The organism is Ferrovum myxofaciens (genome assembly GCF_000735045.1).
Lineage (GTDB): Bacteria > Pseudomonadota > Gammaproteobacteria > Burkholderiales > Ferrovaceae > Ferrovum > Ferrovum myxofaciens.
The window spans coordinates 1-2265 of record NZ_JPOQ01000023.1; the positions used below are offsets into that span (position 1 = coordinate 1).

Here is a 2265-nt window from a genome sequence, read left to right on the forward strand (position 1 = left end):
CTCAAGTTCCAATATTTCACATTTATACTCAGTAGCAACGTCTTGTATAATTTCTTTCAGCCGAACGTCAACGCCCTTCACTAAAACCGAACGCCGATACTTAGGACACCATATAACATGGTACTTACAGGAGTAAACCACGTTCAGGTTGCTCTTGTATTTTATAGTGTAATCGTTCATGCAAAGCATGATATAGATGCTATTTGTATAATGCAAGCGAAATCTAAGTCAAAATCAAATTCCCGCTTTCCTCCCCATGGCTAAAGCGAGGGGATTCTCGCGGTGTGGGGTTGACCAAATGGCGGAAGATGAGGTGGAACGGCTGCAACGCCTGATTGCCCCCGCCGTCCGCGACATGCATGCCTACTGGCTCGAAAGGCGCGGCGATGAATCGACCGTGCGCCGTAACGAACCGAAAGTGGGGCGCAACGATCCCTGTCCATGCGGATCAGGAAAGAAGTTCAAGAAATGCTGTGGCGCAGTTCCGATCATTCACTGACGATGGGGCAGGATCGGGATCGTTAAACATAGTACGCCTAACAATACGGGACATTCCCAATCGGGAAATATAGCTTGCACCATGACGAATTCCGGGGTATAATTTCCCGAACGGTAAACAAAATTCATCATGACAACCATTCGATCACCTCAACAACTCGGCGATGCACTTCGTGCCGCCCGCAAGCAACTTGCTTTGACGCAGCCTCAACTGGCTCTGGCGGCGGGGGTTGGTGTGCGCTTCATTGTCGATCTTGAGGCAGGAAAACCTACCCTGCGACTCGAAAATGTTCTGCGGGTCATTGATGCGTTGGGCGGAGAAATCATAATTAGCGGATTGCCCTCCGGAGTTGCCGAAGATCAACGCTCGGGCAACGACTATGGCGCATGAGCTGGAAGTCTGGTTATTCGCCGACCGTGCAGGCACCCTGACGCTCGTCGCGGGACGGCTGGCTTTTTGCTACGACCCTAATTGGTTGTCTCGGCCTCAAGCTGTAGCATTATCCGTCTCGTTGCCTTTGCAAGCGGAGCCGTTCGACGATCACAAAACTCGCCCATTCTTTGCCGGCCTCCTGCCAGAGGGACAGATGCGTCGTCTGATTGCGCAGCAGTTCCAGGTATCAAACCAGAACGACTTTGCGCTGCTGGACCACATCGGCGGAGAATGTGCCGGGGCGGTGACATTCTTGGAGCCAGGGCAGGCCTTACCTGCATCAACCCAGTGCGAGGATATTCAATGGCTGAGCAATGAAGAAGTCATTGCCATCCTGGATGAATTGCCTCATCGCCCCATGCTGGCAGGCAAAGATGGACTGCGGCTTTCCCTGGCTGGCGCCCAAGACAAACTACCGGTAGTTTTTGATGGTGCCCGCATTGGCCTGCCTCACAATGGCACGCCCAGTTCCCACATTTTGAAGCCACCCATCCATGCCGTTGAAGACAGTGTGGCCAATGAGGGTTTCTGCTTGACGCTGGCCAATACCTTGCAACTCAAACCCGCCAAGGCCAAGGTTCACTCCATTGGAACTCGATCATTCTTGCTGGTTGAGCGCTACGACCGGAGTCTGGATAAAGTAGGGCACCGACGGCGCATTCATCAAGAGGATTTTTGCCAGGCATTGGGTGTCGTGCCTGAAATTAAATATCAGAACGAAGGTGGACCGGATCTGGCGCAATGCTTCGATCTGGTCCGCCGTGTCTCCCGCCCCAGCGCACCACAGGTGCTGCGCTTGCTCGATTATGTGATATTCAACGCACTGACCGGCAATCATGACGCGCACGCCAAGAATTTCTCTCTGCTGTATTTAATCGAGGGGCCTGTCCTGGCCCCGTTCTACGACACGCTCTCCACTGCGGTGTATCCGATGCTGACGCCCAAGATGGCGATGAAAATCGGCAGCAAATACAAGTTCAGCGAGATCCAGGCACGGCACTGGGATCAGCTTGCTGAAGGCGCTGGACTGGCCAAGGCACTGACCAAAAAACGCATTCTGGAATTGGCAAAGTCGCTGCCGCCAACCGCACGCAAGATCCAATCCGACCCTGGGCATGGCTTTTCTGGAAATGCCGTGGTTGAGCGAATCATTGCTTTGATTGAACAACGCTGTGCCTTGACGATTCGTCGACTCACCGATCCTGCTGCTAAACCTCCCCATGTCTAAAGACAGGGGGTTCTAAGGGCGAACCCGCTGGGGTCTCCTGGCTCTCGTCTTGCGACTACAGCATCCAGGCCATGACCAGCGGCAAACCCTCTATCACAAACGACCT

The 2265-nt window shown here is 53.5% G+C and carries 4 protein-coding genes; 3 read left to right on the plus strand and 1 reads right to left on the minus strand.

Features of this window, described 5'->3' with window-relative positions; all coding sequences use genetic code 11:
* The coding region (tnpA, locus tag IV91_RS17085; protein WP_150112380.1) for an IS200/IS605 family transposase at positions 1 to 180 on the minus strand (180 nt) is incomplete at its 3' end.
* 76 nt (positions 181 to 256) lie between these two features.
* On the opposite strand from tnpA, the gene IV91_RS19065 reads away from it, so the two are divergent.
* The 3 genes from IV91_RS19065 to IV91_RS0104505 all read left to right on the plus strand — a co-directional run bounded on the left by IV91_RS19065 (position 257) and on the right by IV91_RS0104505 (position 2159).
* Positions 257 to 499, plus strand: a complete 243-nt coding sequence (locus tag IV91_RS19065; RefSeq protein WP_150112381.1) for an SEC-C metal-binding domain-containing protein — start codon at positions 257 to 259, stop codon at positions 497 to 499.
* Between the two features lie 129 nt (positions 500 to 628).
* Complete coding sequence (locus tag IV91_RS0104500; RefSeq protein ID WP_031596370.1) at positions 629 to 889, plus strand: helix-turn-helix transcriptional regulator; 261 nt, start codon at positions 629 to 631, stop codon at positions 887 to 889.
* Complete coding sequence (locus IV91_RS0104505) at positions 879 to 2159, plus strand: type II toxin-antitoxin system HipA family toxin (RefSeq protein ID WP_031596371.1); 1281 nt, start codon at positions 879 to 881, stop codon at positions 2157 to 2159. The genes IV91_RS0104500 and IV91_RS0104505 overlap by 11 nt, the downstream gene beginning before the upstream one ends.
* Positions 2160 to 2265 lie beyond the last annotated feature (106 nt).